This is a genomic window from Kitasatospora sp. NPDC087315 (assembly GCF_044744345.1).
Classification (GTDB): domain Bacteria; phylum Actinomycetota; class Actinomycetes; order Streptomycetales; family Streptomycetaceae; genus Kitasatospora.
Window position 1 is genome coordinate 291,312 of sequence record NZ_JBIUYD010000007.1, and the last position, 23,309, is coordinate 314,620.

Here is a 23,309-nt window from a genome sequence, read left to right on the forward strand (position 1 = left end):
GGTGAGGGCCCGGCGAACCCGCCGGGCCCTCACCCGTGTCCGTACGGCCGGGTCAGCCGCCGAGGATCCGCAGCCCGGGCAGCAGGCCGGGGACCAGCGGCGGCACCTCGACGCCCTGCGGCGTGGCACCGGCACCGGCGCTGGGCGGGCCGGACGGCCGCGGGGCCTGGTCGGGCACCGGGTCGGCGCTCGGCGAGGGCTTGACGCCGGTGAGCCCGCTGGTGAGGTTGTCGACCAGCCCGCCGACGGCGTCCGCGGCGCTGCTCGGCACGCCGCTCGGCACCGCGCCGCCGTTGCCGATGCCGGGCAGGCCCGACCCGGTGGACGGGGCCCGCTCGGTGCTGCCGGGCCTGCCGCCACCGTTGGCGGCGGCCGCGCCGCCCTGGGCCGGCCCGGCACCGGGTGCGGCGTTGCCGCCGCCCGCCGGGGTGTCGGCGGAGGTGGTGCCGGAGGCCGCGCCGCTCGCGCCGCCCGCCCCGGTGCCCGCCGGGCCGCTGCCGCTCTTGGCGGGCGGCTGGGTCAGACGCAGGGGCGCGACGTCCTCGCTTATGTCGTCGAAGAGCTGGTCCACCAGGTGTGCCTGCGGGGTCAGCTGCACCGGCAGCCTGCTCTGCAGCTCCGCCCAGCGGCCGTCCTCGCCCTGGGCGAACCCGGCCAGGGCGCGCATCGGGTCCAGCGAGCCGTTGCTGCGGTAGACCGAACGCAGCAGCTCGCGGCCCTTGAGGGCGTCGGCGTGCATGTCGTCCAGCGCGCGCCGGACCTGCTCGACCGTGCCCGGGCTGAGCGCGCCCGCCGGGTCGGTGTGGCCGACCAGGCTCTTGGCCTCGCCGAGCCGGGTGGCGGCGTGGTCGAGCAGCAGCTCGCCGCGCTCGCTGTCGGAGCCCGCGAAGTTCAGCCGGAGCCCTTCGAGGCCGCGCTTCATGCCGTACAGCGTGTCGCCGGGGAGGGCGTTGGTACTGGCGGTGGCGGCGCCCGCGAGGCTGCCGACGGCGAGCCCGGCGACCAGTCCGCCGATCGCGAACCGGCGGCTCCAGCGGCCGCGCGGAGCGGTCCGGAGCGACCGGTGCCTGCGCTGCCGGGGCACGGTGGCGCCCGGGCCGCCCGCGAAGGCCTGCTCGAACGCGGCCATCAGCTGGGCGCGTTGGACCGTCCTGACCTGCCGGTCCAGCTCCGGTCCGGGTAGCGCGCCGAGTGCGTCGGTCATGCCGACCAGCTCGGCCATCGCGGCCGTCGTGGCCGAACCGGCACCGGTGGAAGCGGTGTTGGCCGATCCGGTACCGGCGGCGCCGCGTTGCTCTGCCCGGTGGGCCTCCAGCGCCTCGGCGAAGGCCTTCGCCCGCCGGTGCTCCAGCACGTTTGCCGTCACGAGCCACACCTCCCTTCGTCGTTGTCGACACTCCGGCCTGCCGGGCGGTTGTCCCGGCGGGCCAAAGCCACTCCATCGGGTGAGAGGTCGCAATTCGACTTGACCGTACGCCTGGTGGAGGCTTGCACGCTGGCCAACGAGCGGTGCGGGCGGTCGGTTACGCGCCGCCGATCACCGGCCGGGGCGTTCACCCGCACGTGTCGGAGCGGCGTCGGCGGTGACGGTGGCGGTCCGGCGGGTATCTCCCCGGTCACCGGCCCGCTCACCGCGCGTCGGGCGGCAGCAGGCGGGCGAGCGTCCGCACCGCGCGGTACTGGAGGGTCTTGATGGCGCCCTCGTTCTTGCCCATGATCCGGGCCGTCTCCGCCACCGAGAGCCCTTGCAGGAACCGGAGCGTGACGCACTCCTGCTGCTGCGGGTTGAGCCGGTGCACCGCGTCCAGCAGGGCCGCGTTGGAGAGCGACTCCAGTACCGAGTCCTCCGGGCTGCGTTCGCACTCGTTGGAGTCGAGCATCTCCCCGGTGGTGACCTCCAGCCGGAACCGGCTGGACTTGAAGTGGTCGGCCACCAGGTTGCGGGCGATGGTCACCAGCCAGGCGCCGAAGTCCCGGCCCTGCCAGGTGAAGGTGCCGATCCGGCGCAGCGCGCGCAGGAAGGTCTCGCTGGTGAGGTCCTCGGCGGTGGCCCGGCTGCCGACCCGGTAGTAGATGTAGCGGTAGACGGTGTCCGCGTAGTGGTCGTAGAGGCGGCCGAAGGCATCGCTCTCGCCGGCCTGGGCCCGTTCGACCAGCTCCATGATCGGGTTGTGCTCGGTCTCGTAGCCGGGGCTCGGGGCGGTCCTGGCCCGGCTGCGGCCGCCGGTGCCGGTGGCGCCGGTCCGTCCGCGTGAGCCGGCGCCGGCGGAACCGGCGGCGGTGGTGCGCAGCGCGAGGCCGCCGGGGTACGGCCGGCCGGGGCCGAACGAGGCTCCGGCGGTCACGAGTTGGGCCGGGGCGGGGAGCCGGCTGCGGAGCAGGCTGCGCAGCAGCTCCAGGCCGGTGGAGATCTGCCGGGCGGAGGCCGGGCGGCCGCGGAGGCCGGTGCGGGAGCGCAGGGGCGCGGGCGACGGGCGGGAGGGTGCAGGCGCGTCGTTCCGGACGGGTGGGTACACGGGACTCCCAGAGGCAGAACTGTGGACGGATCACCTCCGCCTGCGCGGAGAGCACGCCCGCGCCGCCCGGCAAAAGGGGCGCGTGGGTGACGTGCATCCAGGAGAGAATAACGCTTTGTGCAATGACAGCTACACCGTGTGGTCGAAGTGGTCGTTTGAGATCCGCGCAGTGTGCATATCTGACTGACGTCGACCGAACGTGTCATCGTTCATCCGGCTCAACGTGACCGAACAGATGCGCTGGGTGACAAGTTTGGGGGCCGGGAAGGCGGTTTCCCTGCCTCGGGCCTCGGCAACCCTCGACTTTCCCCGTCTGATGAACGATCGAAAGTGATCGGTGGCGATCAGATGTGCGCAGGAGATCCGGGCGGAGCGGTCGCACGGGGGAGTTCGCCCGTACGAGGGGCCTGGTCAGGGGGCTGGTTGACGTCCGGTCACCCGCCCGGGGACGCCTCGTCCCGGCCGCGCTGCCGGAAGGTTCGGCAGCGGCGCCGGAAGGTCCGGCCGCGGCGCCGGCGGTTCAGGCGCGGTGCCGGCGGTGCAGTGCGACCCCGGCGGCGGCCGCGCCCGCGATCACGCCGAGCGCGGCCGCCGCCGGCAGGCCGATCCGGGCGGCCTTGCGCCCGGTCCGGAAGTCCCGCACCCGCCAGCCCTGCGCCCGGGCGTGCCGGCGCAGCGCTCCGTCCGGGTTCACCACGTACGGGTGGCCGACCAGCGAGAGCATCGGGATGTCGTTGGCCGAGTCGCTGTACGCGGCGCAGCGGCCGAGGTCGAGCCGCTCCCGGCGGGCCAGCGCGCGGACGGCGGCCGCCTTGGCGGGCCCGTGCAGCAGATCCCCGACCAGACGTCCGGTGTAGAGGCCGTCCCTGGCCTCGGCGACGGTGCCGAGCGCGCCCGTCATGCCGAGCCGGCGGGCGATGACCCGGGCCACCTCCAGCGGGGCGGCGGTGACCAGCCAGACCCGCTGGCCGGCGTCCAGGTGCATCTGGACCAGGGCGCGGGTGCCCGGCCAGATCTTGTCGGCGATGACCTCCTCGAAGACCTCCTCGCAGATGGCTTCGAGGTCGGCCGTCCGCTTTCCGGCCACCAGGCCGAGTGCGGTGTGCTGGGCGTCGGCCATGTGGTCCGGGTCCTCGGTGCCGTGCAGCCGGAACCAGGCCTGCTGCCAGGCGAACCGGGCGATGTCGCGCCGGGTGAGGAAGCCGCGCCGGTAGAGGCCGACGCCGAGGTAGAAGATCGCCGCGCCGCGCAGGATGGTGTTGTCGCAGTCGAAGAAGGCGGCGGCGCGCGGGTCGTCCCGCTCGGGGGTGTGGTTCTCGGCGGGCGCCTTGGGGGCCCTGGCCGGCCTGTCGGCCGCGGGCGCGGTCCCGGCGGTCCCGGCGGACTCGGTGGTCCCGATGTCCTTGACGGCCCCGATGGGCTCGGCGGTCCCGGTGGCACCGGCGGCCGGCCCCGGGCCCGGTTCGGCGCGCAGCGCGGCCTCCGCCGCCTCGGCCGCGGCCTCGCCCGCCAGGGCGGTCCGCGCGCTGGTGGGACGCCTTGTCTGGAGGAGCCTTCGGAGCACGGCCATGGCATCGAGCATAGCCAGCCGGGTCGGGAGCGGCCGTGACGGCGGCGTGCCCGCGCGGTGAACAGCGGGCGGCCCCGGCCCGGCCGGACGTCAGGCCCGGCCGGGTGTAAGGCGGGCGCACAATGGCCTGGTGAGCCCACTGCTGCGACGTGACAAGACCCCGAGCCCGAAGCCGGCCGACCGTACCGTGACCCTGGTCGGCAAGCCGGGCTGCCATCTCTGCGACGACGCCCGGGAGGTGATCGTCCGGGTGACGGGCGAGCTGGGCGCGACGTTCGAGGAGAAGGACATCACGCAGGACGAGGAGCTGTACCGCCGCTACTGGGAGCAGATCCCGGTGACCCTGATCGACGGCCGCCAGCACGACTTCTGGCGGGTCGACGAGCGCCGGCTGCGCGCCGCGCTGGGCGCCTGAGCCCCGGGGGTCCCGCCCCGCGCCGCCCCCGCCGACCGGCGGGGGCGGTTCGCCGAATCGTTGTGAAGAAACCCGCGACCGGCCGGGGAACGGCCCCGTTCGTCGGCTTACGATCGAACGCGTCCGCGGCCATGGGGGGCTGAGCACACCAGGAGTGCCGTCATGCTTCCCGGCCCGACCCCAGGGATGCCCGTCCGTCCGGAGGCGGCCGGGGCGGCCGGCGGGTTCGCGGTGGTGGACGTGGAGGCCACCGGCCGCAGCCCGTGGCGGCACCGGGTGGTCGAGGTCGCGGTGGTGCTGCTGGACGCGGCGCTGCGCCCGGAGACCGAGTTCTGCACCCTGCTCGATCCGCTCGGCCCGGTCGGCCCGACCCATGTGCACCGGATAGCCCAGGCCGACGTCGAGGGCGCCCCCCGGTTCCGGGAGATCGCGCCGAGGCTGCTGGAGCTGCTGGCCGGCCGGGTGCTGGTCGGCCATCACGTCACCTGCGACCACGCCTTCCTGGGTCGCGAGTTCGCCCGGATCGGGGTGCCGCTGCCGCCCGTCCCGCTGCTCTGCACCATGCGGCTGGCCCGCGCCCACCTGCCCCAGGCCCGCGGTTTCGGCCTGGCCGCCTGCGCCGAGGCGGCGGGCCTCGGCGGGTTCGCGGCGCACACCGCGCTGGGCGACGCCCGGGCCACCGCCGAGCTGCTGCGGCACTGCGCGGGCGTTCCGTCCTGCCCGCCCGAGGAGTGGGCCGCGCCGCTGGGCGAGGCGGCCCGGGTGCCGTGGCCGAGGCTGGGCCGGGCGCGTTCGCGGCAGTCCGGGGCCCCCGTCCCGCTGGTCCGCAGGGAGGCTCCGTACGGCCTGCGGACACCGGGCGCACGGCCCCCGGCGGTGGTGCCGACAGAGAGCGGTGCTATGGGGTCGACGGCGTGATGCGCATCACTGTGCGGGGACAAAACGGACACCATCTTTGTGCACACGTTCACAAACGCATAGCCTGGCTGCCAAAGCCCAGCTTCACCCACAGGAGCACCGTGGCAATCGGCCGATCACCACAGAGCAGTTCGCAGACGCCCGACCAGGGCGCCGCGCGCCGACCCTCGCGTGCCCGGGGCATCCCGGAGGCGACCGTCGCGCGCCTGCCCCTCTATCTGCGGGCGCTCACCGCGCTCTCCGAGCGCTCCGTGCCGACCGTCTCCTCCGAGGAGCTGGCGGCCGCCGCGGGCGTCAACTCCGCGAAGCTGCGCAAGGACTTCTCCTACCTCGGCTCGTACGGGACCCGTGGGGTCGGCTACGACGTCGAGTACCTCGTCTACCAGATCTCCCGCGAGCTGGGCCTGACGCAGGACTGGCCGGTCGTCATCGTCGGCATCGGGAACCTCGGCCACGCGCTCGCCAACTACGGCGGCTTCGCCTCCCGCGGCTTCCGGGTGGCGGCCCTGCTGGACGCCGATCCGGCCGTGGTCGGCAGCAGCGCGGCCGGTCTGCCGGTGCGCCACATGGACGAGCTGGAGGAGATCGTGGAGAGCCAGCACGTCTCCATCGGTGTCATCACCACCCCGCCCGGCGCCGCCCAGCAGGTCTGCGACCGCCTGGTCGAGGCCGGCGTCACCAGCATCCTGAACTTCGCCCCGACCGTGCTGACCGTGCCGGACGGCGTGGACGTGCGCAAGGTGGACCTCTCCATCGAGCTGCAGATCCTGGCCTTCCACGAGCAGCGCAAGGCCGGCGAGGAGCCGGACCGCGCCGAGTCCGTGCTCGACCGCGCCCCCGGACCGGTCCGGGCGGCCGCCGCCAAGCTGCGCCGCGCCGCGGGCGGCAGCGGCAAGGGCCGGGTGGCCGTCGAGCCGGCCAAGGACGGGACCGAGCCGGCCAAGGGCAAGCCCGGCGAGGGCGATCTCTCCGCGGTGATGCCGGCGTGAGCACCGAGAACCATGGCACCAGGGGGCGGGCATGAGTCTTCTTGTCGTAGGACTGAGCCATCGCACCGCCCCGGTCGGCGTGCTGGAGCGCGCCGCCCTGACCGGTGACGTCCCGACTCGGCTGCTGCACGACGCGGCGGCCACCGCGACCGTCGCCGAGGCCGCGCTGCTGAACACCTGCAACCGGATCGAGCTCTACGCCGACGTGGACAAGTTCCACGCCGGTGTCGCCGAGCTGTCGCTGCTGCTCGCCCACCACAGCGGGGTGGACCTGGAGGAGCTGACCTCCCACCTCTACGTCCACTACGAGGACCGCGCCGTCCACCACCTCTTCGCGGTGGCCTGCGGCCTGGACTCGATGGTGGTCGGCGAGGGCCAGATCCTCGGCCAGCTGCGCGACGCCCTGGCCAAGGCCCAGGACGAGCACACCGCCGGGCGCGGCCTGAACGAGCTGTTCCAGCAGGCCCTGCGGGTCGGCAAGCGGGCGCACAGCGAGACCGGCATCGACAAGGCCGGCCAGTCGCTGGTGACCTTCGGGCTGGAGCAGGTCGCGGCCGGCGCGGGCGAGATCGCGGGCAAGCGGGCCCTGGTGGTCGGCGCCGGCTCGATGAGCTCGCTGGCCGCCGCCACCCTGGTCCGCTCCGGCGTCACCGATCTGCTGATCGCCAACCGGACGCCCGAGCGCGCCGAGCGGCTGGTCGAGATCCTCGGCGCCGACGTGGCCCGCACCATCGAGCTGGCCAAGGTGCCCGAGGCGCTGGCCGACGTCGACCTGGTGATCTCCTGCACCGGCGCGGCCGGCGTGGTGATCAGTGCCGAGGACGTCGCCACCGCCATCGCCGCCCGGGGCGGCGACGCCCCGCTGGCCTTCCTCGACCTCGCCATGCCCCGCGACGTCCACCACGGCGTGCACGAGCTGCCCGGCGCCCTGCTGGTCGACCTGGAGAGCCTCTCGCACGCCCACGCCGCCACCCCCGGCGCCGGGGACGTGGACGCCGTCTCCGGCATCGTGGCCGACGAGGTCACCGCCTTCGGCGCGGCTCAGCGGGCCGCCCGGATCGCGCCGACCGTGGTCGCGCTGCGGGCGATGGCCTCCGACGTGGTCGCCGCCGAGCTGGGCCGCCTGGACTCCCGGCTGCCCGGTCTCGACGAGCGCTCCCGCGCCGAGATCACCCAGACCGTTCGCCGCGTCGTCGACAAGCTGCTGCACGCCCCGACCGTTCGGGTGAAGCAGCTTGCCGCCGAGCCCGGCGGCGCCTCCTACGCGGACGCGCTGCGCGAGCTGTTCGACCTCGACCCGGCGGCCGTGCACGCCGTGTCGGGCACGCCCGTCGGCGGTCTGCCCCAGCCTTCCGGCGGGGGCACCAGATGAACCGTCAGCCATCCCACGAGTACCACCGGGACGATCACCTCATGAATGGTCAACCGCTCACCGACCAGGCCCGGCCCGCGACCGCAGCGCTGCGGCTCGGCACCCGGCGCAGCGCGCTCGCCATGGCCCAGTCGGGCATGGTCGCCCGCGAGGTGACCCGGGTCACCGGGCGCCCCGTCGAGCTGGTGGAGATCACCACCTACGGCGACACCTCCCGGGAGGCGCTGGCGCAGATCGGCGGCACCGGCGTGTTCGTCTCCGCACTGCGCGACGCGCTGCTGGAGGGCCGGATCGACTTCGCCGTGCACTCGCTGAAGGACCTGCCCACCGCCGAGCCCACGGGCCTGGTGCTGGCCGCCGTCCCCGAGCGCGAGGACGTCCGCGACGCCCTGGTGGCGCACGAGGGCCTGGCCCTGGACGAGCTGGTGGAGAAGCTGGCCGGCGCCGGGCGCACCGCCCGGATCGGCACCGGCTCGCCGCGCCGGATGGCGCAGCTGAACGCCTGGGCGCGGGCCCGTGGCGCCGCGCTGGAGACGGTCGCGATCCGCGGCAACGTGGACACCCGGATCGGCTTCGTCACCTCCGGCGAGCTGGACGCCGTGGTGCTGGCCACGGCCGGCCTCAACCGGCTCGGCCGCAGCGCCGAGATCAGCGGTCACCTCGACCCCGAGCTGATGATCCCGGCCCCCGGCCAGGGCGCGCTCGCCGTCGAGTGCACCACCGCCAACACCGGGCTGACCGCCGCGCTGGCCGCCCTCGACCACACCCCCACCCGGGTCGCGGTGGCCGCCGAGCGCGCCCTGCTGGCCACCCTGGAGGCCGGCTGCTCCGCGCCGGTCGCCGCGCTGGCCACCTGGGGTCACCGATCCGAACTGCGGCTGGAGGGCGTGGTCGGCACCGTCGACGGCGCCTCCCTGCTGAAGATGTCCGCCCACGGTCCGATCGTCCTCGACGAGACCGCCGAGCAGCAGGCGGCGGCCCTCGGCCGCGCCCTCGCCGCCCGGCTGCTCGACGCGGGCGCGGCCGCCCTGATGGGGGAGCGAGCCCGATGAGCCCCACCACCGCCACCGACACCCCGTTCCCGGCCGACAGCCCCTTCGCGGGCGGGTCGTCCGCCGCCGGCCGGTGCACCTTCCTGGGCGCGGGCCCCGGGGACCCGGGCCTGCTGACGCTGCGCGCGGTCGAGGTGCTCGCCTCGGCCGACGTCCTGGTCGCCGATCCGCTGACCGCCGCCGCCGTGCGCAGTCACTGTCCGGCCGGTGTGCAGGTGCACACCCCGGGCGCGGAGGGGGCCGGGTTCGACCTGGCCAAGCTGGTCGCCGAGGCCGTCCGCTCCGGCCGGCACGTGGTCCGCACCGTGGACGGCGACCCCGGCCTGGACGGCTGCGCGGCCGAGGAGATGCTCAGCTGCGCGGGCGACGGGATCCCGTTCGAGGTGATCCCGGGCGTCGCCCAGTCGGTCGGCGTGCCGGCCTACGCCGGCGTCCCGCTGCGCGGCGGCAGCGGCACCGACGTCCGGTTCGTGGACGGTCCCGCGCTGCTCGCCGGCAGCCCGGTGGACCTGGGCGCGCCGGAGACCACCCTGGTGGTGCGCACCACCCTGGGGCAGCTGCCGGCCACCGCCAACGCGCTGGTCTCCAACGGCCGCAAGCCGGAGTCCGCGCTCAGCGCGACGCTCTCCGGCACCACCACCCGCCAGCGCACCTTCACCGCGACCCTGGCCACCATCGCGGCCGACCTGAAGGCGGCCCGGGTGCTGCCCTCGCCGGTCTCCGCCCCGGTGGACCCGGCGACCTCGGTGATAGCCGTGGTGGGCGAGCAGGTCGCGCACCGCTCCTCGCACTCCTGGTTCGAGACCAAGCCGCTGTTCGGCTGGAACGTGCTGGTGCCGCGCACCAAGGAGCAGGCCACCGGCCTCTCCGAGCAGCTGCGCTCGTACGGTGCGGTACCGCAGGAGGTGCCGACCATCGCGGTCGAGCCGCCGCGTACCCCGCAGCAGATGGAGCGGGCGATCAAGGGCCTGGTCACCGGCCGCTACGAGTGGATCGCCTTCACCTCGGTGAACGCGGTCCGGGCCGTCCGGGAGAAGTTCGAGGAGTACGGCCTGGACGCCCGGGCGTTCGCCGGGATCAAGGTCGCGGCGGTCGGCGAGACCACCGCGCAGGCCCTGGTGGACTTCGGTGTGAAGCCGGACCTGGTGCCGAGCGGTGAGCAGTCCGCGGCCGGGCTGCTGGAGGACTGGCCGCCGTACGACCCGGTGTTCGACCCGATCGACCGGGTGCTGCTGCCGCGCGCCGACATCGCCACCGAGACCCTGGTGGCCGGCCTGGTCGAGCTGGGCTGGGAGGTCGACGACGTGACGGCGTACCGGACGGTCCGCGCCTCGCCGCCGCCGGCCGAGACCCGTGAGGCGATCAAGGGCGGCGGCTTCGACGCGGTGCTCTTCACCTCGTCCTCGACCGTGCGCAACCTGGTCGGCATCGCCGGCAAGCCGCACAACGTGACGGTCATCGCCTGTATCGGCCCGGCCACCGCCAAGACCGCCGAGGAGCACGGCCTGCGGGTCGACGTGATGGCCCCGGCGCCGTCGGCGGCCGCCCTGGCCCAGGCGCTGGCGGACTTCGGGGCCAGGCGCCGCGACACCGCGACCGCCGCCGGTGAGCCGGTCTACCGGCCCAGCGAGCGCCGCCCCGGTTCGCGCCGCAAGGCCCGCTGAGGCCCTGCTGTTCGACATACTCGTCCCGGGGGCGGCCGACCCGCCGCCCCCGGCGCTGCACAACCGTTCGGAGAGAGAAGCCGTGTCCGCTGAATTCCCGTACGTCCGCCCCCGCCGGCTGCGTTCGACCCCGGCGATGCGCCGGCTGGTCGCCGAGACCCGGCTGCACCCGGCGGAGCTGATCCTGCCGCTGTTCGTCCGTGAGGGCGTCAGCGAGCCGGTCCCGGTGTCGTCGATGCCGGGCGTGGTCCAGCACACCCGCGACACCCTGCGCAAGGCCGCCGTCGAAGCGGCCGAGGCGGGCCTGGGCGGCCTCATGCTGTTCGGCGTGCCCGAGGTGCAGGACGCGGTCGGCAGCGAGGGCACCAACCCGGACGGCATCCTGCAGCAGGCGATCCGGGACGTGGTCGCCGAGGTCGGCGACGCCCTGGTGGTCATGTCCGACCTCTGCCTGGACGAGTACACCGACCACGGCCACTGCGGGGTGCTGGCCGCCGACGGCAGCGTGGACAACGACGCGACGCTGGAGCGCTACGCCGAGATGGCCCGGGTGCAGGCGGACGCGGGCGTCCACCTGGTCGGTCCGTCCGGGATGATGGACGGTCAGATCGCGGTGGTCCGCGAGGCGCTGGACGGCGCGGGGCACCAGGACGTGGGCATCCTCGCCTACACCGCCAAGTACGCCTCGGCGTTCTACGGCCCGTTCCGGGAGGCGGTCGGTTCCTCGCTGAAGGGCGACCGCAAGACCTACCAGCAGGACCCGGCGAACGCCCGGGAGTCGCTGCGGGAGCTGGCGCAGGACGTCGCGGAGGGCGCCGACCTGGTGATGGTCAAGCCCGCGATGGCCTACCTGGACGTCCTGCGGCAGGTCGCCGACGCCTCGCCGGTGCCGGTGGCGGCGTACCAGGTCTCCGGCGAGTACGCGATGGTCGAGGCCGCCGCGGCGAACGGCTGGATCGACCGGGAGCGGATGATCATGGAGACGCTGACCTCGATCCGCCGTGCCGGGGCCGAGCAGATCCTCACCTACTGGGCGGTCGAGGCCGCCGCGCTGCTCAAGTAGCCCACCGCCGTACGAGCCAGTACGACGAAGGCCGGGCCCCTCACCGGGCCCGGCCTTCGTCGTACACCCGTACGTCAGCCGACGTGGGCGAAGCCCTCCACGCCGCCGAGCGCGTCGGTGGAGGTGGCGGCGCCCCAGCCCTGGGCGCCGGTGTGGATGTGGGTGGTGTGCGCGAGGCCCCACCACTCACCGGCGGCGAACACGGGGTGCGCCGAGGCGACGAACTCGCCGCCGCCCGCGAGGCCGACGTGCGCGAACGCCGGGGTGGCGACACCCGCGAGCGCCAGCGCGCCGAAGGCGGTCAGCGCGGCCTTGCCCAGCTTGCTCTTCATGGATCTGCCCTCTCTGTCGGAACGCTCTCCCGGAGCGCCCTGTCACTGACACGTGATCACCGCTCCCGTCGGCCCGGCGTCCCACGCGCCGGGCCGACGGCCTGTCACCCGCCCGGCCCGCACGCGGGAGCGGCGGCCCGTCCGGGTGACCGGTCCGTACAGCCCGGAGGGCCCGGGGAGACCTCCCCGGGCCCTCCGGCCGCGCCATGCCCCGAATCAGCCGATCAGGTGCGAGACACCCGAGTCGCCCGAGGACTGGGTGTTCTGGCCGACGTTGCAGATCTGCTTCGGGGTGCTGTTCAGGATCGGCACCTCGACCGGCACCGCGACGCCGATGACGGCGACCGCGATGTTGTGGACCTCCGGCAGGCAGATGTTCGGGTTGTCCAGGGTGTGGAAGTTCGGGCTGTTGTTGCCGGCGGTGCCGGTGTGGTTGGTGCCGCCGTTGCCCTGGACCGAGACGGCCGAGCCGTCCGCGTCCGCGATGGCGGAAGCCGAGCCGGCGGACATCGCGATGGCGGCGGCGGCCAGGCCGGCGGCGGCGAGGGACTTCTTGATCATTTCCGGTTTCCTCTCGAGGGTGAATCGGGGAGCGATTCGAAGGGTGGTTCAGGGGTGGTGCGGGTGGGCGGCAGGTCAGCCGATCAGGTGGGAGATGCCACCGTCACCCTTGCTCTGGGTGCCCTGACCCTGGGTGCAGTACTGCTTGCCGCCGCTGTTGGCGATCGGGACCTCGACCGGGACGGCCACCCCGAGAACGCCGACCGCGATGTTGTGGATCTCGGGGAGGCAGACGTTCGCGTTGTCCAGGAAGTGGAAGTTCGGGCTGTTGTCGCCGACGGTGCCGGTGAAGTTGGTGCCACCGTTGCCCTGGAAGGACCCGGCGGCGCCGTCCGCGTCGCCGATGGCCGAGGCCGGCGCCGCGGTCACGGCCAGCGCGGCCGCGGCGAGCCCGGCGGCGGCGAAGGACTTCTGGATCATGGGGAGATCCCTCTCTGAAATGCTTTTTGGATTCCGTGCGTACAACGCGTACAACGCTCAGGCCCGGTCTGCGGTCACTGACATTCAGATCAAAGAACGACGGCACGGAAGGTTACGGGGATTTTGGAAAAGAGTCCGGGAGGCGCGACGGGCGAGGGTTTCCGGTCTGATTATTAAGCCGAACAGGCTAATCGCCGCAATCCGTACTCCGGTTGTCTCGTTGAGACAGATTGCTTTCGGCTGCGCCCGCGCAGCCGTGCCACAGAGATCTCCAGTACGGACAGGCAGAACGGTGAAAAGCATGAAGTTCTCCAAGCGGGCCGGCGCGATGCTGCTGGCGGTCGGTGCGGGCGTGCTCGCCTCCCAGGGGGCGGCGTCCGCCGCTGCGGTCAACCCCGACCAGGTCGGAGCCCTGGAGGACCAGCTGGCCACCCAGCAGGTCCCGCTCGACCTGCCGCTCACCCCGCTGGGCAGCCGGATCTCCGGCGGTATCCCGGCCTCCCTGGTGATGCCGCCGGTGCCCGGGCACACCACCGGCGACGCGCTGGTCCCGGAGCGGATCCTGCCCGCGCTCGGCACCGGCAAGGTCGGCCCCACCGCCAAGGCCGATCTGCCGCTGCCGCTGGTCGACCGGGGCGCCGCGCTCGGCGAGCTGCTGCTGGAGGCCCCGGCCGCGCCGTTGCACGCCGACACCCCCGGCGTCGGGCTGGGCCGGCCGCTCGCCCTCGTCCAGGACGGCACCGGCCAGCTCGCCGACGGCCGGCTCAAGGTGGGCGAGATCGACCCGCGACTGATCACCGGCACGGTGCAGGCCGTCCCCGGCGCCAAGGCCAGCCTCGGCAACGAGGACGAGCGGATCTCGGTCACCGACTCGGTGGGGAACCTGGCCGAGACCACCACCGCCACCACCACCGGCGTGGTGCAGCAGTCCGGCGTCACCGGCCTCACCCAGCTCTGAGGCCTCACCCGGCCCCGGGCCGACGAGAGCCCGGTGCCCCCTCCGGACGGACGGGGCACCGGGCTCTCGGCTGTGTGCGGGCGGCCGGGAGCCCGGGGCGCGGGATCAGCCCGGCAGCAGCCCGAGCAGCGCGCCGACGGCCGGCAGGTCCCGCGGTCCGCCGCCGGCGCTCAGCGGGCCGGTCAGCGTGGTGGTGCTGACCGGCGCCAGGCCGGAGTTCTCCGGCTGGACGGTCGCGCCGTTGTTCAGCACGTCGGCCGAGGACTGCGCCCACGGGTCCACCCGCAGGTCCTTGAGCGGTGCGACGCCGTAGCCGAGGCCGGTGGTCGCACCGCCGAGCGCCTGGCCGACGTCGGTGCGCTGGAGGTTGGCACCGCCTTCGGGCGCCGCGTGCGCGGTGCCCGCGCCGAGCAGCATGGCGGCGCCCAGGGCGGCGGCGAGGCCGGCCCCGCTCTTCTTCGAGATCGAGATCATGCGGAATCACCCTTCGGGGGATCGGGTTCCCGGGCGGCCGGGGTGCGCCCGGGGATGCCGAACTGCCCCCCGGCCGGCTGGTCGGGGGGCAGGACGGCGGAACGCGTGCCGATCGGAGATCAGCAGTCGTCCTCGTGCACCGGGGGCGCCTCGACGTTGGCGCAGTGGTTGCCGAACGCCGGGTTCAGCAGGCCGATGATGTTGATGGAGTTGCCGCACAGGTTGACCGGCACGTGCACCGGCACCTGGATCTGGTTGCCGGAGACGACGCCGGGGGAGCCGGCGGCGACGCCCTCGGCACCGGAGCTGGCGACGGCGGAGCCCGCCGCGCCCAGCGCCAGGCCGGCAGCGGCGGCGGTCAGGACGGCGGCCTTCTTCACGTTCTGCATGGGGGTAGATCTCCTCGATCACACACGGGTGGAGCGGGCCGCACCCCGCTGGTCGCGGGGTGCGGCCCGGGCTCGGTGAACCGGCGGTCGCCGCTACGGCGACCGCGGGGTTCAGCCGACGTTGGCGCAGTGGTTGCCGAACGCCGGGTTCAGCAGGCCGATGATGTCGATGCTGTTGCCGCACAGGTTGACCGGGACGTGCACCGGGATCTGGATCTGGTTGCCGGAGAGCACACCGGGGGAGCCGGCGGCGACGCCCTCGGCACCGGAGCTGGCGAACGCGCCGCCGGCCGCGCCGACGACCAGGCCGGCGGTGGCGAGGGACAGGACGGCGGCCTTCTTGATGTTGCGCATGTCTTTCCTCCGTTTTCTGCCCGACGGGTTGGGAATGTCGGGATCCGGGCGAAAGTGAAATCATCGCCCGATGGCTTCTGGATTTTCCGTGATTGTCACTCCGGCGGCGCAGAGCGGCGTGTTCCGTCCGTGGCTCGGACGTTCCGCGGCCGCCTCGTTTCCGTGTCTCGCGAACAATTCCCGCACGGCCGGGATTGTTTCGCGCGAAGGCGCGACCAGGAGGAATTCCGGAGCGTCCGCCGCTCCGCGCGGAACGCGGGCGGCGGACGGCCGCGGATCTCCCGGGAGTCGTCGGGCCTCGCGACGGTGGAGCCGGGCGGCGTCCCCCGGACGGGTCAGGCGTTGACGCAGTGGTTGCCGAACGCCGGGTTGAGCAGGCCGATGATGTCGATGCTGTTGCCGCACAGGTTGATCGGGACGTGTACCGGCACCTGGATCTGGTTGCCCGAGATCACCCCGGGCGAGCCGGCCGCGACACCCTCGGCGGAGGCGCCGTGGAGGTGGTGGGCCGAGGCGGCGCCGGCGCCGGCGGCCAGCAGGGCGGCGGTGGCCGCGGTGCCGAGGACGCCGTGGGCGAGCTTGCGCATGTGCGGTATCTCGATTCGTGAGAGGGGCCTGGGTGGAGTGTGTTCCGCCAGGGAGAACGAGGCAGCGCCCGGCGGGAAACGGTCGGCTCCGGTGATCACCCAAATGCCTGGCCGCCCAGGCCCGTTGAGCCGGTCGGGTGACAGTGGGCGCGTCGTAGCAACCGGGCCGGGCGGGTGTCGTTGGAGATGTCGCACTCCCCGTGCATATCTGTCGAATAGTCAGGAGGCTCCTATGAGCATCAAGAAGACGGCCGCCGTCGGTGCCGCCGTGGTAGGCATCGTGGCGGCCGGTGCCGGCTCCGCGGTGGCCAGCTCCGGCGCCGAGGGTGTCGCCGCCGGCTCCCCCGGCGTCATCTCCGGCAACCAGATCCAGGTCCCGGTGCACATCCCGATCAACGCGTGCGGCAACACCATCGACATCGTCGGTCTGCTGAACCCCGCGTTCGGCAACCACTGCGTCAACGCTGGCTGATCCACGCCCGGTTCGGCCGGCGTGAGCCGTCGCCGCGCGCTTCCCTCCTGGGGCGCGGGGCGGCGGCTCTCCGCTTTTCCGGGCCCCGGACGTCGGTCCTCCTGGTCCGTCCGGGCCCGCGGTGGCGTCAACTCCCGGCGCTGTCCGAAGCCTTGTTGCGTTACTTGTCAGTACCTAGAATGTGAGACCTGCTCACCTTCCTTTGCTCCGAACCGTCCGGCGCCCCCGGCCGGGCGGCCCCACCCCGCAAGGAGTCGCGTGTGATCAGGTCACGATCGGCAGGTGCGCGGCGAGGTCGGACGGCCGCGCGCCGCTCCCCGTACGGCGCGCTGCTCGCGGCGGGCGCCCTCATCGCCACCCTCGGCCTGGCCGGAGCCCCCGCCGCCCTCGCCGACCCCGGCCCGGCCGCCCCGGCGGCCGGCCCCGCCCGTCCGGCCGCGATCGTCGCCCTCGGCGACAGCGCCATCTCCGGGGAGGGCGCCGGTACCGACACCGGCGACGGCTACTTCCCGGAGACCGACACCCCCACCAACTACTGCCACCGGCACCCCAGGTCGGAGATCTTCGTCACCGGCATCCCCGGCGTCACCCCCGTCGACCTCGCCTGTTCCGGCGCCCAGACCGGTGACCTGGTCAGCGACCCCGAGCTGGCGAAGATCACCGGGCCGGGCAGCGGCGACTTCGGCGAGCGCAAGCAGGACGTCCAACTCGCCGAGGTGGCGGGCCGGTACGACGTCAAAATGGTCGTCGTCACGATCGGCGCCAACGACGACTTCGACTTCAGCGGGATCATGATGCACTGCCTCGCGCAGTACTTCCCGATCCCCAAGGACCAGGGCTGCCGCGACACCGTCGGCAGCGACGAGATCGCCCAGCGGGCCGGGAAGGTCCAGCCCAAGGTGGTCGCCGCGCTGCGGAACATCCGGCAGACCATGCGGGCGGCCGGCTACGCCGACTCCTCCTACCAGCTGGTCTACCAGTCGTACTTCAACCCGATCACCCCCGACATCCGCCGCAACGACTACCTCGGCAAGGTCGCCGACGGCTGCCCGGCCTTCCCCGAGGACCTCGCCTGGGGGCACAACTGGGTGGTCCCGGTCTTCAGTGACACCCTGCGCGGCGCGGCCGAACAGGTGCCCGGCGTCCGGTACCTGGACCAGCGGCGGGTCGCCTTCGGCCACGAGGTCTGCGCGGAGTGGACCAGTTCCCCGTACGAGTACACCAACGGGGACGTCATCAATCTGTCCGAGTGGGTCCGCAACGGCTGCGACCAGCAGATCGGCATCCCCGGTCTCTGCATGAACATGGTTCGCCAGTCGTACCACCTGAGGGTGGCCGGTTACCGCGGCGAGGGCGGCTGCCTCGGCCAGTTCTACGCCCGGCCGGGCCAGCAGCAGGCCTACTGCACCCTCAACCAGCAGAACACCACGTCGATCGAACCGCTCACCCCCGGCAGGCCGTTCGGCGACGGGCCCGAGGACGGCGCCTGGTACCAGCTGACCAGCCCCGCCACGGGCCGGGTGCTCGACCTCTCCGGTGGCGGCACCTACGGCGACGCCACCAACGGCCGGAACGCGATCACCTATCCGGCCACCGGCGGCCTCAACCAGTCCTTCGTCCTGGAGGCCGAGCAGGGCGGCGGCTACGAACTCGACTTCAGCGGCAACCGGGACATGTGCCTGGACGCCACCGGTGGTTCCACCGCCCCCGGCACCCGGCTGGAACAGTGGCGCTGCAACGGCGGCGGCAACCAGCACTGGATCTTCGAGCCGGCCGGCGACGGCCTCTACAAGCTGGCCGACTCGCAGGACCGGAGCAAGGTCGTCACCGCGAGCGGCGACCTCGACGCCAAGGGCAACCCGCTGGTCGAGCTCGCCGCCGACACCGGTGCGGCCGGCCAGCTCTGGCAGCTCACCAAGCTCGGCATCGTCTACCTGCACGGCTGACCGGTGCTACCCCGCCGCCGCCCCCAACCGGGCGGCGGCGGAGGCGTCCAGCGGGTACGGAAGCTCCACCGGCAGCAACGCGCTGTCCCCGGTTCGCCGTACCTCTTCGGCCAGCGCCGTGACATCCGTGATCCGGCTGATCCACTCGTCCGCGTACCGCCGCACCGCCTCACCGCGCAGCCCGATCTGGACCGCCCGCCAGGCCAGCGGCCGCAGTCGCACGTCCCGCTCCGGATCCCACTGCACCCGGACCGGACTGCGTCGCAGCTCCCGCTTCCAGTCGTCCTTCGACGCGTGCACCCGGCCGGTGTACGCGCTCAACACCCCCTGTCCGAGCGCCCAGTCGAAGCCGGCCCGGCTGATCTCCAGTGCCAGCACCCGTTCCTGGCCGGCACCGCGGGCCCAGTCGCTGCGGTGCATCAGCCAGAGGAACGACGGCTTGACCCAGGTCATCCGGTCCCGCTTGAACGCGGCCGGGAAGCGCCCGTCCGCGGCGGCCGGGCCGGCGATCTCCGGGCCGAAGCCCTGGTACACGGTGACGGTTTCGGCGGTGTGGGCCGCGCGGATCTGACGGACGGGAGGGATTTCGTCGGGCATACCCTGGATCGTCCGCGTACCGCCGCAGCGCGCGCCACCGGTTTTCGCCGTGGACCGGCCGCTCGGGGGCGGCTGCCGCCGGCGTCCCTGGCGTGGTGCCGTAGGCTCGGCCGGCGTCGCTGTGTTCGTAGCAGCGTCGGTCACGAGCGGGGGCGGGGAGTCCAGAGCTGATGAGCACGGCATCGAGCACCGAATCGTCGAGCACCGAGTCCGGCACGTCGTCGCGCCCGCTCGCGGGGGAGGACGAGGCGGTGGAGCCCGGCCGGGGCGGGTTCGCCGCCCTGGTGGACCGCTTCGCGCCCGCGCTCGGCGCGTACGCGGTGGTGAAGGCCACCGGGCTGACCGTCTTCATGCTGCTGCTGTCGCACACCGGGGACTACCTCAAGAAGGACCCGGGCCGCGGCGGCGGTGCCCAGCCCTGGGACGTGCTCGGTACCTGGGACGGCGTCTGGTACCAGCGGATCGCCGAGTTCGGCTACGACCCGCAGCTGATCCGGCTGGAGGGCTATCCGCTCGCCACCTACTACGAGAACTCGGCGGCCTTCTTCCCGCTCTACCCGTGGCTGATGAACCTGGTGGGGGCGGTCACCGGCCTCGGCCCGTACGGCTCCGGCATCGTGGTGTCGGTGCTGGCCTCCTTCTTCGCGGCGGCCGGGATCTTCGCGATCGCCGAGCGGCTGGGCGGCTTCAGGGCGGGCGTGATCGCGGCGGTGGTCTGGGGGCTGTTCCCCGGTTCGGGCGTCGAGTGGGCGGTCTACTCGGACTCGTTGTTCGTCGCGCTCTCCGCCTGGGCCTGCTACTGCGTGATGACGCGGCGCTGGCTGACCGCGGGCCTGCTCGCCCTGGTGGCCGGCCTCAACCGGCCGACCGCCGCCGCCCTGATCGCGGCCGTCTCGATCGCGGCGCTGGTGGCACTCATCCGGCGCACCGACGGCATCGCGCGCCCCCTGACCGCGATGCTGATCACCCCCTGGGGCCTGCTCTGGTACGTGGCCTGGGTCGGCTACCGGATGGACGACTGGGGCGGCTACTTCAAGCTCCAGCGCGGCGCCTGGAACCGCTACTTCGACTGGGGCGCCTCCACTTTCCGGAGCGCGCTGGACGTGATCACCGGGCACTGGACCTTCTGGCAGTCCAATCCGGCCCCCGACCTGATCGCGATCGCCCTGCTGATGGCCCTGCCCGGGCTGCTGGTGCTGCTGCTGCGCACCCGGCCGCCGCTGGTGCTGGTGGTCTACACGGCGCTGACCGTCTTCACCGCGCTGAGCAGCAACCAGATCTTCGGCAACATCTCGCGGTATCTGCTGCCGGCCTTCCCGCTCTTCATCGGCCTGGCGATCGCGCTGCGCCGGCTGCGGCTGTCCACGCTGGTGGGCCTGTTCGCGATGCCGGTGATCGCGGCCGGCTGGTACGCCGGGTACGCGCTGTTCGAGCTCGGCATCCCGTAGGCCCGACAGCCCCGCCCGTGTCGGCGCCCCGCGTTTAGTTGGTCAACGGGATCATCCGCCAGCAGACGGCCTTGCTACGCTCGGACGTATGACGACGATCCCGCCCGTGCGCCAGATCCGCGACATCTCCGGACTGCTGGATCACGCCAGCCACGTCCTGGCGACCCGGATGGCGGCGGCCTTCACCGAGCTCGGGATCACCCCGCGCGCCTACTGCGTGCTCTTTCACGCGCAGGAGGCCGAGCGCACCCAGATCCAGCTGGCCGAACTGGCCGACCTCGACAAGACCACCATGGTCGTCACCGTCGACGAACTGGAGAAGGCGGGCCTGGCCGAGCGCCGTCCGTCCGCCACCGACCGCCGGGCCCGGATCATCTCGGTGACCGAGGCGGGCGGGCACGCCGTCGCACAGGGCACCGCGATCGCCGACCGGGTGCACCGGGAGGTGCTGGAGTCGCTGCCCGAGCCCGAACGGGAGTTCTTCGTCTCGGCCCTGTCGCGGCTGGTGGACGGCCCGCTGGCGGAGCCGGTGGAGAGTGAACGCGTGGTGCGCAGGGCCCGCCGCCCCCGGGGCTGAGGGCGGCGGCCCGGCGGCTCCCACTCGCTCCGGCGGTGCTCTGCACGGGCTTGCTGACGGTCACTCCGGACGCCGCTGTCACCGTGATCGGCCGCAGGAAAGTCTCCGTCGCCGGGCCCCGACCCTGGCCGGCGGTCCCTTCGGGCCCTTGGGGAAACGCTGCTGTCGGTCGATCAGAAAGCAGCCGGCCCCGGGGTCACGGCCAGACCAGGCAGTACAGCTGGTGCCCGGCGTCGTGCAGCCGGTTGGCGAAGTCCTGCCACTCGTGCAGCTATTGGCCCCCGCAGGCCCTTGACCTGGGGTTTTGTCGCTAAAGTGCTGCTGACCAGCGAAAACTACCTCCAGTAGTTGACGCTGGTCAGCGGTGTTTTCCACCCTCATGTGCCCTGGATGTGCCCTCGTTTCGCAGGGTCTTTCGGTGGCAAGCGGAAGGATGGGATCAAGACATTTCACGGCGCCAGGCCGTCAAGTCGGGACGGCGGGCATGAGCTTGATGTTCGATTTCGAGGGCCTGCCGGTGGTCAGGGAGCGTCGTTGGTGTGGCTTCGGGCGAAGTTCCATGGGGCGGGAGCGTTGGCGGCTTCGTACTCGTCGGCGATGCCGAAGACGCTTCCGCATCCTGGGCATTCCGCCCGGCCGAACAGATGCGTCAGGCCCCAGGCGAGCCTTTGCTGGCCATCCCGTACGGCCGACTCGTGCAGCATCCGCGCGGTGCCGGTCAGCTCGTGCGGGGTGGCCGGCCGGAGCGGGACCTGGTGGACGTCCCCCAGGTTCCAGTCCCGGATCGAGGAGTAGCAGCCGTGGTCGCCGACCGCGATCGTCACCGGTGCGTCGCAGTGCGGGCAGGCGACGGTGACGAAGGAATCGGTGAAGTCGTCCAGGGTCTCGAACCACAGGGGTTGGCCGTCGAACGCGAGCATGGCCTGCAGCCGGCTGAGGTAGGTCTTGCGGTCCAGGCCAGGCCTCAGCCGGGCGGCGGCCGTGGCCCGCAGCTCGGCCAGGGCCGGCGTGCAGCGGGCGACTTCTTCGTCGGCGCCGTGGGGTTGGAGGAGGCCGCCCGCTATGGCGCCGGCCAGATCGAGCGCCCAGTCCCCGGTGTCCTCGGCTTTCGCGATGTCCGCCAGCCGCGGCAGTGCAGCGATGCTAGCGGGGGTGATCGTCCCCTGGTGGCACAAGCGCCCCCAGAGCCAGTCGATGGCCTCCTGGTCACGATCGACGGCCCGGTCCAGCAGCCCGGGTATCGCGTGTGCCGGGCCGTAGGCGTCGTATAGTGTGGACCAGTCGATCATCCGGTGATTCAAGCACGCTGTCGAGCGACCTCCGCAGGTCGGTGAGTCGCAAGCGAGACGCCTACGCCACCGCCAGTGCTGGGGACTGCGGCGCGGGGAACGCGGTGTGTTCGTCGAACAGGCGGCGGTTCTTGAGGCAGTGGTAGAGCTGGCCGAGCATGCGGTTGAAGAGGTTGCGCTGGCCGGCGGCGTGCCAGTCGCCGTGGTCGTCACGGCGGCGCCGGTAGTGTGCCTTCGCGCCGGGTGGGGCGGTGATCGCGAAGAAGGCCCAGAGGTAGCCGGCGTGGTTGAGGCGGTCGTTCTTCACCCAGCGGCGGGTGATGCTGGACTTCTTGCCGGAGGCCCGGGTGACGGGGGAGGCGCCGGCGTAGGCCTTGAGTACTGGGGCGCCGTAGCCGGTCGTCGGCCGACCACGATTGCACTGGCTGAGCGCTACGGCACAGACTCGAAGACGGTGTGGAACTGGTTGCACGGTCGGTCGCGGAAGTCTGCCGGTGGTCCCATCGGCGAGCCAACTGTCCAGCCGCTGACCGTGTTTCGTTCGAGAGGCAGTGTGGGATCATCCTCCACATGTCGAGCATGGGGGACGCGGTCACCGCAGCAGTCCTAACAGCACTTGCCACTACAACGGTGCTGGAACTGACAGTGAAGCCGTTGCTTGAGGGACGCAGCACTCGAATCAAGGCGGCGATGCAGGCCCGCTACGAACTAGGGTCGCACGTTGCTGTACTCCTCGCGGCGTGTGACCGCTTGGAGGCGGCTGCACAAGTGTCCGCCCAGAACACGATCACGACGGAGGAGGAGGTTGACGGGCAACTCGTCAGGTCAACACGCTTCGGGGCCCACCAGGCATGGGATGAGAGTCGCCGGTGGTGGGAGCAGGTGGACGGGGCTACCAAGGCACTCGTGGATGGCTACGAATCCGGTGGCGCCAGCGCAACATGGGCTGCTCTGCGCGGGCTCCTTGGGGAATTCGCCGTCACAGCGCGTTGGGTCTACCTGGCGGAGCTGGATGACAGGAACAAGATCGCTTACCTCCGCGCACTGGCTAAGCCAGCTCAAGCGCTCTTCTTCGCGACTTGGCCGGCGTGGCTTCGCAGCGCTACCAGTCACAAGGCGCTCGAAGCATTGCAAGCAGAGTTGCGCGCGGTCATCGACAGGATCAGCGAATTCAACCTGCTTGGCATTGAGCGTCCAACGCTCTACTCCCTGCGGGAGCGGTCCGAGCGATCCGACGACATCGGGCCAATGTGAACCGCTGCGGGTTCTGCAGAGACTCTAGATTGTTGCTGTGACCTGCAGGTTTGGCTGCTGTTGGCTGTAGTAGGCGGCTTCGTACTCGGCAG

25 protein-coding genes and 1 pseudogene are annotated in these 23,309 nt (G+C 72.7%); 13 read left to right on the plus strand and 13 right to left on the minus strand.

The features are described from left to right. Positions 1-52: 52 nt before the first annotated feature. From ACIO5D_RS13015 to ACIO5D_RS13025, 3 genes are all read right to left on the minus strand, one after another. Entirely contained in the window at positions 53-1,366 is a 1,314-nt protein-coding gene (locus ACIO5D_RS13015; protein ID WP_400795054.1) for a DUF5667 domain-containing protein, read from the minus strand. A 262-nt stretch (positions 1,367-1,628) separates the two neighbouring features. Further along, positions 1,629-2,411 (minus strand): ECF subfamily RNA polymerase sigma factor, BldN family, encoded by a 783-nt coding sequence (locus ACIO5D_RS13020; protein ID WP_400795080.1) that lies wholly within the window; start codon positions 2,409-2,411, stop codon positions 1,629-1,631. Positions 2,412-3,036: 625 nt separating this feature from the next. Continuing rightward, positions 3,037-4,086, minus strand: coding sequence for an HAD family hydrolase (locus ACIO5D_RS13025; protein ID WP_400795056.1), 1,050 nt, complete (start codon positions 4,084-4,086; stop codon positions 3,037-3,039). A gap of 130 nt (positions 4,087-4,216) precedes the next feature. Between ACIO5D_RS13025 and ACIO5D_RS13030 the strand changes: the two genes are divergently transcribed. The 7 genes from ACIO5D_RS13030 (at position 4,217) to hemB (ending at position 11,559) form a co-directional block, all read left to right on the plus strand. Beyond that, positions 4,217-4,501 (plus strand): glutaredoxin family protein, encoded by a 285-nt coding sequence (locus ACIO5D_RS13030; RefSeq protein WP_363605990.1) that lies wholly within the window; start codon positions 4,217-4,219, stop codon positions 4,499-4,501. Positions 4,502-4,663: 162 nt separating this feature from the next. Further along, a complete protein-coding gene (locus ACIO5D_RS13035; RefSeq protein ID WP_363605988.1) occupies positions 4,664-5,419 on the plus strand; it encodes a 3'-5' exonuclease in 756 nt (251 codons plus the stop codon). A gap of 101 nt (positions 5,420-5,520) precedes the next feature. Next, positions 5,521-6,408: a redox-sensing transcriptional repressor Rex gene (locus ACIO5D_RS13040; RefSeq protein ID WP_363605987.1), complete on the plus strand. Its 888-nt coding sequence runs from the start codon at positions 5,521-5,523 to the stop codon at positions 6,406-6,408. Between the two features lie 31 nt (positions 6,409-6,439). Beyond that, positions 6,440-7,780, plus strand: coding sequence for a glutamyl-tRNA reductase (locus ACIO5D_RS13045; protein ID WP_400795058.1), 1,341 nt, complete (start codon positions 6,440-6,442; stop codon positions 7,778-7,780). A gap of 41 nt (positions 7,781-7,821) precedes the next feature. Next, entirely contained in the window at positions 7,822-8,832 is a 1,011-nt protein-coding gene (gene hemC / locus ACIO5D_RS13050) for a hydroxymethylbilane synthase (protein WP_400795060.1), read from the plus strand. Further along, the gene (locus tag ACIO5D_RS13055; protein WP_363605982.1) at positions 8,829-10,496 is read left to right on the plus strand and encodes a uroporphyrinogen-III synthase; all 1,668 of its coding nucleotides are present in this window, start codon (positions 8,829-8,831) and stop codon (positions 10,494-10,496) included. Before hemC ends, ACIO5D_RS13055 begins: the two co-directional genes overlap by 4 nt. 82 nt (positions 10,497-10,578) lie before the next feature. Then, positions 10,579-11,559 (plus strand): porphobilinogen synthase, encoded by a 981-nt coding sequence (gene hemB, locus ACIO5D_RS13060; RefSeq protein WP_363605980.1) that lies wholly within the window; start codon positions 10,579-10,581, stop codon positions 11,557-11,559. Between the two features lie 74 nt (positions 11,560-11,633). Here hemB and ACIO5D_RS13065 read toward each other — a convergent pair whose 3' ends face one another. The 3 genes from ACIO5D_RS13065 to ACIO5D_RS13075 all read right to left on the minus strand — a co-directional run bounded on the left by ACIO5D_RS13065 (position 11,634) and on the right by ACIO5D_RS13075 (position 12,872). Beyond that, positions 11,634-11,891 (minus strand): hypothetical protein, encoded by a 258-nt coding sequence (locus tag ACIO5D_RS13065; RefSeq protein ID WP_363605979.1) that lies wholly within the window; start codon positions 11,889-11,891, stop codon positions 11,634-11,636. 216 nt (positions 11,892-12,107) lie between these two features. Then, complete coding sequence (locus ACIO5D_RS13070; RefSeq protein WP_400795062.1) at positions 12,108-12,452, minus strand: rodlet layer protein; 345 nt, start codon at positions 12,450-12,452, stop codon at positions 12,108-12,110. A gap of 75 nt (positions 12,453-12,527) precedes the next feature. Then, positions 12,528-12,872: a rodlet layer protein gene (locus ACIO5D_RS13075; RefSeq protein WP_363605976.1), complete on the minus strand. Its 345-nt coding sequence runs from the start codon at positions 12,870-12,872 to the stop codon at positions 12,528-12,530. Between the two features lie 301 nt (positions 12,873-13,173). Here ACIO5D_RS13075 and ACIO5D_RS13080 point away from each other — a divergent pair, with 301 nt between their 5' ends. Continuing rightward, positions 13,174-13,830: a hypothetical protein gene (locus ACIO5D_RS13080; RefSeq protein WP_363605975.1), complete on the plus strand. Its 657-nt coding sequence runs from the start codon at positions 13,174-13,176 to the stop codon at positions 13,828-13,830. 105 nt (positions 13,831-13,935) lie between these two features. Here the strand turns inward: ACIO5D_RS13080 and ACIO5D_RS13085 are convergent, their stop codons facing one another. The 4 genes from ACIO5D_RS13085 to ACIO5D_RS13100 form a co-directional block, all read right to left on the minus strand. Then, complete coding sequence (locus ACIO5D_RS13085; protein WP_400654399.1) at positions 13,936-14,304, minus strand: hypothetical protein; 369 nt, start codon at positions 14,302-14,304, stop codon at positions 13,936-13,938. Positions 14,305-14,423: 119 nt separating this feature from the next. Continuing rightward, positions 14,424-14,693 carry a chaplin gene (locus tag ACIO5D_RS13090; protein ID WP_363605972.1) on the minus strand — a complete coding sequence of 90 codons (270 nt, stop codon included), beginning with the start codon at positions 14,691-14,693 and terminating at the stop codon, positions 14,424-14,426. A 111-nt stretch (positions 14,694-14,804) separates the two neighbouring features. Beyond that, positions 14,805-15,047, minus strand: coding sequence for a chaplin (locus ACIO5D_RS13095; RefSeq protein ID WP_400795064.1), 243 nt, complete (start codon positions 15,045-15,047; stop codon positions 14,805-14,807). 335 nt (positions 15,048-15,382) lie between these two features. Next, on the minus strand, positions 15,383-15,634 hold the full coding sequence (locus ACIO5D_RS13100) for a chaplin (protein WP_400654402.1): 252 nt from the start codon (positions 15,632-15,634) through the stop codon (positions 15,383-15,385). Positions 15,635-15,866: 232 nt separating this feature from the next. Between ACIO5D_RS13100 and ACIO5D_RS13105 the strand changes: the two genes are divergently transcribed. After that, positions 15,867-16,106 carry a chaplin gene (locus tag ACIO5D_RS13105; protein ID WP_363605969.1) on the plus strand — a complete coding sequence of 80 codons (240 nt, stop codon included), beginning with the start codon at positions 15,867-15,869 and terminating at the stop codon, positions 16,104-16,106. Between the two features lie 260 nt (positions 16,107-16,366). Continuing rightward, positions 16,367-18,052 (plus strand): RICIN domain-containing protein, encoded by a 1,686-nt coding sequence (locus ACIO5D_RS13110; RefSeq protein ID WP_400795066.1) that lies wholly within the window; start codon positions 16,367-16,369, stop codon positions 18,050-18,052. A 6-nt stretch (positions 18,053-18,058) separates the two neighbouring features. On the opposite strand, the gene ACIO5D_RS13115 is transcribed toward ACIO5D_RS13110, so the two are convergent. Continuing rightward, complete coding sequence (locus ACIO5D_RS13115; RefSeq protein ID WP_400795068.1) at positions 18,059-18,649, minus strand: DUF4291 domain-containing protein; 591 nt, start codon at positions 18,647-18,649, stop codon at positions 18,059-18,061. Between the two features lie 170 nt (positions 18,650-18,819). Here ACIO5D_RS13115 and ACIO5D_RS13120 point away from each other — a divergent pair, with 170 nt between their 5' ends. Together ACIO5D_RS13120 and ACIO5D_RS13125 are read left to right on the plus strand one after the other, a co-directional pair. Next, on the plus strand, positions 18,820-20,097 hold the full coding sequence (locus tag ACIO5D_RS13120; RefSeq protein WP_400795070.1) for a hypothetical protein: 1,278 nt from the start codon (positions 18,820-18,822) through the stop codon (positions 20,095-20,097). 88 nt (positions 20,098-20,185) lie between these two features. Then, complete coding sequence (locus ACIO5D_RS13125; RefSeq protein ID WP_363605964.1) at positions 20,186-20,674, plus strand: MarR family transcriptional regulator; 489 nt, start codon at positions 20,186-20,188, stop codon at positions 20,672-20,674. 521 nt (positions 20,675-21,195) lie between these two features. Here ACIO5D_RS13125 and ACIO5D_RS13130 read toward each other — a convergent pair. Then, a complete protein-coding gene (locus tag ACIO5D_RS13130; RefSeq protein WP_400795072.1) occupies positions 21,196-21,963 on the minus strand; it encodes a hypothetical protein in 768 nt (255 codons plus the stop codon). 61 nt (positions 21,964-22,024) lie between these two features. Then, positions 22,025-22,351: pseudogene (locus ACIO5D_RS13135) on the minus strand (transposase); the annotation flags it as partial. A 182-nt stretch (positions 22,352-22,533) separates the two neighbouring features. Here ACIO5D_RS13135 and ACIO5D_RS13140 point away from each other — a divergent pair. Then, positions 22,534-23,217: a hypothetical protein gene (locus ACIO5D_RS13140; protein WP_400795074.1), complete on the plus strand. Its 684-nt coding sequence runs from the start codon at positions 22,534-22,536 to the stop codon at positions 23,215-23,217. Positions 23,218-23,309: the final 92 nt, after the last annotated feature.

Coding starts and splice junctions, on each gene's coding strand:
- ACIO5D_RS13025 (WP_400795056.1), bottom strand. CDS start 4,086: ATGGCCGTGCTCCGAAGGCTCCTCCAGACAAGGCGTCCCACCAGCGCG.
- ACIO5D_RS13035 (WP_363605988.1), top strand. CDS start 4,664: ATGCTTCCCGGCCCGACCCCAGGGATGCCCGTCCGTCCGGAGGCGGCC.
- ACIO5D_RS13045 (WP_400795058.1), top strand. CDS start 6,440: ATGAGTCTTCTTGTCGTAGGACTGAGCCATCGCACCGCCCCGGTCGGC.
- hemC (WP_400795060.1), top strand. CDS start 7,822: ATGAATGGTCAACCGCTCACCGACCAGGCCCGGCCCGCGACCGCAGCG.
- ACIO5D_RS13055 (WP_363605982.1), top strand. CDS start 8,829: ATGAGCCCCACCACCGCCACCGACACCCCGTTCCCGGCCGACAGCCCC.
- ACIO5D_RS13065 (WP_363605979.1), bottom strand. CDS start 11,891: ATGAAGAGCAAGCTGGGCAAGGCCGCGCTGACCGCCTTCGGCGCGCTG.
- ACIO5D_RS13070 (WP_400795062.1), bottom strand. CDS start 12,452: ATGATCAAGAAGTCCCTCGCCGCCGCCGGCCTGGCCGCCGCCGCCATC.
- ACIO5D_RS13075 (WP_363605976.1), bottom strand. CDS start 12,872: ATGATCCAGAAGTCCTTCGCCGCCGCCGGGCTCGCCGCGGCCGCGCTG.
- ACIO5D_RS13080 (WP_363605975.1), top strand. CDS start 13,174: ATGAAGTTCTCCAAGCGGGCCGGCGCGATGCTGCTGGCGGTCGGTGCG.
- ACIO5D_RS13085 (WP_400654399.1), bottom strand. CDS start 14,304: ATGATCTCGATCTCGAAGAAGAGCGGGGCCGGCCTCGCCGCCGCCCTG.
- ACIO5D_RS13090 (WP_363605972.1), bottom strand. CDS start 14,693: ATGCAGAACGTGAAGAAGGCCGCCGTCCTGACCGCCGCCGCTGCCGGC.
- ACIO5D_RS13095 (WP_400795064.1), bottom strand. CDS start 15,047: ATGCGCAACATCAAGAAGGCCGCCGTCCTGTCCCTCGCCACCGCCGGC.
- ACIO5D_RS13100 (WP_400654402.1), bottom strand. CDS start 15,634: ATGCGCAAGCTCGCCCACGGCGTCCTCGGCACCGCGGCCACCGCCGCC.
- ACIO5D_RS13105 (WP_363605969.1), top strand. CDS start 15,867: ATGAGCATCAAGAAGACGGCCGCCGTCGGTGCCGCCGTGGTAGGCATC.
- ACIO5D_RS13115 (WP_400795068.1), bottom strand. CDS start 18,649: ATGCCCGACGAAATCCCTCCCGTCCGTCAGATCCGCGCGGCCCACACC.
- ACIO5D_RS13120 (WP_400795070.1), top strand. CDS start 18,820: ATGAGCACGGCATCGAGCACCGAATCGTCGAGCACCGAGTCCGGCACG.
- ACIO5D_RS13125 (WP_363605964.1), top strand. CDS start 20,186: ATGACGACGATCCCGCCCGTGCGCCAGATCCGCGACATCTCCGGACTG.
- ACIO5D_RS13130 (WP_400795072.1), bottom strand. CDS start 21,963: ATGATCGACTGGTCCACACTATACGACGCCTACGGCCCGGCACACGCG.
- ACIO5D_RS13140 (WP_400795074.1), top strand. CDS start 22,534: ATGTCGAGCATGGGGGACGCGGTCACCGCAGCAGTCCTAACAGCACTT.